Annotated in this window: 5 protein-coding genes; 2 read left to right on the top strand and 3 right to left on the bottom strand. The window is 70.8% G+C overall.

Annotation, left to right across the window (positions count from 1 at the left end; genetic code table 11):
* Positions 1–93: 93 nt before the first annotated feature.
* Entirely contained in the window at positions 94–1,695 is a 1,602-nt protein-coding gene (locus tag IE241_RS33830) for a SulP family inorganic anion transporter (protein ID WP_190025711.1), read from the bottom strand.
* A gap of 567 nt (positions 1,696–2,262) precedes the next feature.
* On the opposite strand from IE241_RS33830, the gene proC reads away from it, so the two are divergent.
* A complete protein-coding gene (gene proC / locus IE241_RS33825) occupies positions 2,263–3,072 on the top strand; it encodes a pyrroline-5-carboxylate reductase (protein WP_190025710.1) in 810 nt (269 codons plus the stop codon).
* Here proC and IE241_RS33820 read toward each other — a convergent pair whose 3' ends face one another.
* Positions 3,073–3,672, bottom strand: coding sequence for a cysteine hydrolase family protein (locus IE241_RS33820; protein WP_373300821.1), 600 nt, complete (start codon positions 3,670–3,672; stop codon positions 3,073–3,075). It abuts the gene before it with no gap.
* Positions 3,673–3,789: 117 nt separating this feature from the next.
* Between IE241_RS33820 and IE241_RS33815 the strand changes: the two genes are divergently transcribed.
* Positions 3,790–4,761, top strand: coding sequence for a GlxA family transcriptional regulator (locus tag IE241_RS33815; RefSeq protein ID WP_190025709.1), 972 nt, complete (start codon positions 3,790–3,792; stop codon positions 4,759–4,761).
* A gap of 26 nt (positions 4,762–4,787) precedes the next feature.
* Here IE241_RS33815 and trpS read toward each other — a convergent pair whose 3' ends face one another.
* Complete coding sequence (trpS, locus tag IE241_RS33810; protein WP_190025708.1) at positions 4,788–5,786, bottom strand: tryptophan--tRNA ligase; 999 nt, start codon at positions 5,784–5,786, stop codon at positions 4,788–4,790.
* Between the last annotated feature and the right edge of the window lie 309 nt (positions 5,787–6,095).

Below are 6,095 nucleotides of genomic sequence, written 5' to 3'. Positions count from 1 at the left end.
TGTGGGAGAGTAGGACGCCGCCGAACAAATTTTAGAGAAAGCCCTGGTGGGAACCTTGAGTTCCCACCAGGGCTTTTTTGTATTTCCAGGGATTCACTCCTGCGGATGGTGTGGTGGAGATCCGGGTCCGGGCCCGGCAGGCACCGGCCCCCGATGCTCGGTATTGCGCTCGGCCCAGGCCGTCAGGGCCGAGCGACACGCGTGGTCCATGTGCCGCAGCCCGCTCAGGTCGAGTTCCACGCTGCGTCCCGAAGGCGGCAGGGATGCCTCCAACTCGTCGAGGATCTTGGGCAGTCGGAGGAAGTTCGCATTGCCGAGGACGCGGACGCGGATCGTGCCGTCCTCCGTCGTCTGTGTCTCCACGTGGACGTGCGAGGTCTCCCAGGCGGCCTTCGCCACGGCCATGAGCAGGCCGATGACGACGCCCTCGAAGAGGTTCGTCGCCACGATGGCCCCCGCGGTCACGATGAGCACCACGGCCTCGCCGCGGTGCTCGCGCCACAGCCGGACGATGTCCCGGAAGGGCAGCAGCTTCCACCCCGCGTGCATCAGCACCCCCGCGAGTGCCGCCACCGGGATGACCTCCAGGGCCCACGGGACGAGTGAGACGAAGACGAGCAGCCAGACGCCGTGCAGGACGCGCGAGGCCTTGGTCTTCGCCCCGGCCTGGACGTTGGCCGCGCTGCGGACGATGACGGCGGTCATCGGGAGCGCGCCGAGTGCGCCGCACACCGTATTGCCGGCGCCTTGGGCGATGAGCTCCTTGTTGTAGTCCGTTCGGGGGCCTTCGTGCAGGCGGTCGACCGCGGCCGCGCTGAACAGCGTCTCGGCGGAGGCGATGAGGGCGAAGGCCAGGACCGTGCCCAGGACGCTCATCTCACCGAGCCGCGCGAAGTCCGCGCTGCCCGGCGGCTGGACCGCGTCGAGCATCCCGTTCACCTCGATCCGGGCCACCGGCAGCGACAAGCCGGCGACCACGCCCGTCGCCAGCGCGACCGCCGCCAGTGGCGCGGGCACGAACTGCGCGCCCCACCGCCACTGCGGCCACAGCACCAGCACGGCGATCGTGCCGACGCCGACCGCGGCGGCGATCAGGGCGTCCGTCGAGATCAGGGTGTCGACGATCAGGTCGGGAAGGCCCGCGAGTTTGGCCGGGCCGCCCGAGGGCGGGCGGGTGTCGGCCATGGCGTAGATCTGGCCTGCCATGAGGACCAGGCCGATGCCGGCCAGCATGCCCTGGACGACGGCGACGGAGATCGCCCGGAACCATCGGCCCAGGCGCAGCAGCCCCATCGCGATCTGCAGCAGCCCGGCGGTGAAGACCAGCACGCCGAGCGCGGTGAGCCCGAACTCCCGCACGGCCTCGTAGACGAGCACCGTCAGGCCGGCGGCCGGGCCGCTGACCTGCAGGCTGCTGCCCGGCAGCAGCCCGGTGAGGAGGCCGCCGACCACGCCGGTGACCAGGCCCAGTTCGACCGGTACACCCGAGGCGACGGCGATGCCGACGGAGAGGGGGACGGCGATCAGGAAGACGACGAGGGAGGCGGTGAAGTCGGCGCGGAGATCGCGGCGCAGGGCGGCCCCGCTGTTGGTCCCGCCGCCGGCCTCGCCGTTGGCGCCGTCGTGGGAAGGGCTTGACCGGAGCTTGGTCCTGGCGAGCACTTTCCGGGCAGGGGTGAGGGGTATTTTGTCCATGAGGATTGCCTCCAGCGCGCGGCGTCATGCGTCGTCGCGCGGCGATGTGATCGTTGCCTGTCGGATGTCGGAGTACGGGCAGCGGAGACGTCGGGGTGAGGACCGGCCGGACGGTAGAGGGTGACGGAGCGTGCCGTGGACACCCGCGGTCATTCTGTCCAAGTGGCCAATACCGTTGGAGTGTTGGCGTGTTACCACGATGTAAACGCAGTGGTGGCAGGCCGGAATATGCCGTTCCCATCGCTCCGGCGCAGGCCCCCGTGGGCTTACCCGTGAAATGCGCCCGGCGCGCGGCGTGTGCGCGGAGTGCAAAGATGGCCGGACACGCCCCCGGTGCCGACCGGTGTCGTCCGGTGTCGCGGCGTCGTTCAGCGTCGTTCAGTGTCGACCGGCGTCGTCCAGCGCACTGTGAAGCCCGGCGTGCAGCCCATCCCCGCGCAGCGAAGAGGTGAGCCCGTGGCAGAGGAAGTCGTGGCACAGGAGCACGAGGCATCCGTGGCATCCGTGGAATCCGTGGAATCCAGGGCAACAGAGGTATCCGCGGCCTCCGCGGCATCCCCCGTATCCGTGGCACAGAAAGTCGCCGTCCTCGGCACCGGAAAGATCGGCGAGGCGCTGCTCAGCGGCATGATCCGCGCGGGCTGGTCGACCGACGACCTCCTGGTCACCGCCCGCCGCCCCGAGCGCGCCGCGGCCCTCCGTGCCCGCTACGGCGTCGAGACGGTCACCAACGCCGAGGCCGCGAAGTCCGCCGACACCCTCATCCTGGCCGTGAAGCCGCAGGACATGGCGGCGCTCCTCGACGAGCTCGCCCCGCACCTGCCCGCCGACCGGCTGGTCATCAGCGCTGCGGCCGGCGTCCCCACGTCCTTCTTCGAAGAGCGGCTGCCCGGCGGCAACCCCGTCGTGCGCGTCATGCCGAACACCCCCGTCCTGGTGGACGAGGGCATGTCGGTGATCTCCGCGGGCACCCATGCCACGGAGGACCACCTCCTCCGCACGGAAGCGATCTTCAAGCCCGTCGGCAAGACGCTCCGGGTGCCCGAGTCCCAGCAGGACGCGGCCACGGCGCTGTCCGGCTCGGGCCCTGCGTACTTCTACTTCCTCGTCGAGGCGATGACCGACGCCGGCATCCTCCTCGGCCTCCCGCGGGACAAGGCCCACGACCTGATCGTCCAGGCCGCCATCGGCGCCGCCGTGATGCTCCGCGACAGCGGCGAGCACCCGGTCAAGCTGCGCGAGGCGGTCACCTCACCGGCCGGTACGACGATCAACGCCATCCGCGAGCTGGAGAAGCACGGGGTGCGGCACGCGCTGATCGCCGCCCTGGAGGCCGCCCGCGACCGCAGCCGGGAGCTGGCCTCGGGCGAGGGCTGATCAGGCTCCTTCCACCAGAGCCGCCGTCGGCGCGATCCTCGCGAAGCCGGCGGCGTGCAGGTTGGTCGCCGTCGCCCGGTACAGCTCGTCCGCCGTGAGCGACTGCCCGTCCGGGCCGACCGCGTCGAAGGTGTACGTCGCGTCGACCGGCACGATCACGTCGTAGCCCAGGTTCCCGCCCATCCGGGCGGTGGTCTCCACGCACCAGTTCGTCATGATGCCGATGACGACGATCTGCCGGATTCCGGCCTCGTCCAGCCAGTGCTTCAGATCCGGAGTGCCGAGGAAGGCCGAGTTCACCGTCTTGGTGATCAGCAGCTCCGGCCCGCTGCCCTTGCCGCGCCGCTGCTCTACGAAGTCCTGCAGGTCGTTGCCCGGCTGCCCCGGGCGCAGCGGCGAGTCCGGCTTGGGCGAGTCGTGCCGTACGAACACCACCGGCCGGCCCGCCGCCTGCCAGGTGTCCATCAGCTGCGCCATGTTGTCCTCGGCGGCGGGGTTGTTGCGGGGCGGGAAGTGGTCCTGGTCGTTCCAGGCGTTCTGGACGTCGATGACGACGAGGGCGGCGTTGTCGCTGATACGGATGTTCTGTGCGCTGTTCATGCTGACGATCCTGGTCGTCGCCGCAGGGCCGTCCCAGTGGCAGAAGAGACCATGTTCGATGGATTGCTGCCAATGGATTACTGCCACGGGCATGCCGCAGGCGTCAGGATGATGCTCATGCAGCCAGCGCAGCGCATCGCCCTCGTCGCCTTCCCCGGCATCCGCGCCTTCGACGTCGCCGTCATCACCGAGGTCTGGGGCGTCGACCGCACCGACCGCGGCGGCCCCCGCTTCGAGCTGCGCCGCTACGGCGCGGACGGAGCCCCCGTGGCCATGCCCGGCGGCCTCACGCTCACCCCCGACCAGGACCTGGACCTGGACGGGTTCGGTACGGACGACCTCGTCGTCGTCCCCGGGGTCGAGGACCACCTGGCGCCGGTTCCGGAGCCCGTACTCGCCGCCCTGCGCGACGCCCACCGCGCCGGCGTCCCCGTCGCCGCCCTCTGCGGCGGTGCCTTCGTCCTCGCCCAGGCCGGCCTGCTCGACGGCCGCCGCGCCGTCACCCACTGGAACCTCACCGGGCTCCTGGCCCGCAGCCACCCCGGCGTCGAGGTCGTCCCCGACGCCCTGTTCGTCGAGGACGCCGGAGTGTGGACCGCGGCGGGCGTCGCCGCCGGCATCGACCTCTGCCTCCACCTGGTGCGCAGGGCCCACGGGGCCGAGGCGGCGGCGACCATCGCCCGCGCCATGGTCACCGCCCCCTTCCGCACCGGCACCCAGGCCCAGTTCGTCGAACAGCCCACGCCCTGCTCCGACCGCGAAGCCGATGCCCTGGCGGACGTACGCGAGCGGGCCCTGCGCCGGCTCGCCGAACCGCTGACCGTCGCCGACCTGGCGGGCTGGGCCGGCATGTCACCGCGCTCCTTCGCCCGCCACTTCACCGCGACCACGGGCACGACGCCCGTGCAGTGGCTCCTCGACCAGCGCATCGCCGCGGCCCAGAAGCTCCTCGAACGGACGGGGCTGCCGATGCCCGAGGTGGCCCGCCGCTGCGGGTTCGGCAGCGAGGTCACCATGCGGCAGCACTTCGCGGCCCGCCTTGCGACGAGCCCGCGCGACTACCGGCGTGCGTTCCGGGCGGCGGGCTGACCGCCCCGGAAAGGCTTCTTCGCGGCCTAGTACGCGGGCAGCAAGCCGATCGCCCGGTAGGCCGCGTCCACCGTCGGCCGGGCGATTTCCCGCGCCCGCCCGGCCCCCTCCCGCAGCACGGCATCCACATGACCCGGGTCGGCGCACAGTTCGGCATGCCGTTCCTGCAGCGGCCGCAGAACCTCCAGCACCGCATCGGCCGTATCCCGCTTCAGCGCGCCGTACGAGGAATAGACGCCCGCGAGCTCCGCGGGATTTCCGCCGGTGCATGCGGCCAGGATCTCCAGCAGATTCGCGATACCGGGCCGCGTCTCACGGTCGTGGACGACCTCGGTGCCGCTGTCCGTCACCGCACGCATGATCTTCCGGCGCACGACGTCCGGCTCGTCCAGCAGATAGACGATGCCCGCCGTCTCCGCATGGGACTTCCCCATCTTCGCCGTCGGATCCTGCAGATCCATGACCCGGGCGGCCACGGACGGGAGTACGGCCTTCGGCACGGTGAACGTCTGCCCGTACCGCTGGTTGAACCGCACCGCGAGATCCCGCGTCAGCTCGACGTGCTGGGCCTGGTCGTCCCCCACCGGGACCTCGTCCGCCCCATACGCCAGGATGTCCGCCGCCATCAGCACCGGATACGTCAGCAGCGACAGCCTTACGCTGCCTCCCGCCGCCCGCTCCCGCGCCGACTTCTCCTTGTACTGGATCATCCGCCGCATCTCGCCGTCGGATGCCGTGCACTCCAGGAGATAGGAGAGCCGGGTGTGCTCGTCCACATGACTCTGTACGAACACCGTGCACTGCGCCGGCTCCAGCCCGGCCGCGAGCAGAAGCGTGGCCGTCTGCCGGCTGAGGCGCCGCACCCGCGCCGGATCGTGCTCCACGGTGAGCGCATGCAGGTCCACGACGGAGAACAACGCGTCGGCCTTGTGCTGATCCACTTCCACCCACTGGCGTACGGCGCCGAGGTAGTTGCCGAGCGTCAGGTGACCGGTGGGCTTGATGCCGCTGAAGATCCGGGTCATGAAGTGGTGCGCTCCCTGTCTGGAGGGGACGCCGCCACGGACAGCAAAAACGGCCGCCGAGGCGGCGGCCGTTGGATGCATGCGCGAAGCACGGAGTCTGGGCCGCCGTCAGGCGGCCCACCACTGCTGCGTACGCACATGCCGAGTCATGACGCCGACCGTACGCCCCCGAAAAGTGCTTGCGCCACCGGTTTGATGCGCCCTACGGGGTCGTGTAGAGTTCTTCGAGTTGCCGCGGGGTCCACAAGGACGGCGGGGCAGCCACTCGAGCCGCACCGGCGGCAATCACCACTGCACGGCCCCTGAACG

The organism is Streptomyces hiroshimensis, from assembly GCF_014650335.1.
GTDB classification, from domain to species: Bacteria; Actinomycetota; Actinomycetes; order Streptomycetales; family Streptomycetaceae; genus Streptomyces; species Streptomyces hiroshimensis.
This window is presented reverse-complemented; position numbering and strand designations above follow the sequence as displayed.

Bases quoted from the DNA above. Each gene is read 5' to 3' on its own strand.
- IE241_RS33830 (WP_190025711.1), bottom strand. From the start codon at position 1,695: ATGGACAAAATACCCCTCACCCCTGCCCGGAAAGTGCTCGCCAGGACC.
- IE241_RS33820 (WP_373300821.1), bottom strand. From the start codon at position 3,672: ATGAACAGCGCACAGAACATCCGTATCAGCGACAACGCCGCCCTCGTC.
- IE241_RS33815 (WP_190025709.1), top strand. From the start codon at position 3,790: ATGCAGCCAGCGCAGCGCATCGCCCTCGTCGCCTTCCCCGGCATCCGC.
- trpS (WP_190025708.1), bottom strand. From the start codon at position 5,786: ATGACCCGGATCTTCAGCGGCATCAAGCCCACCGGTCACCTGACGCTC.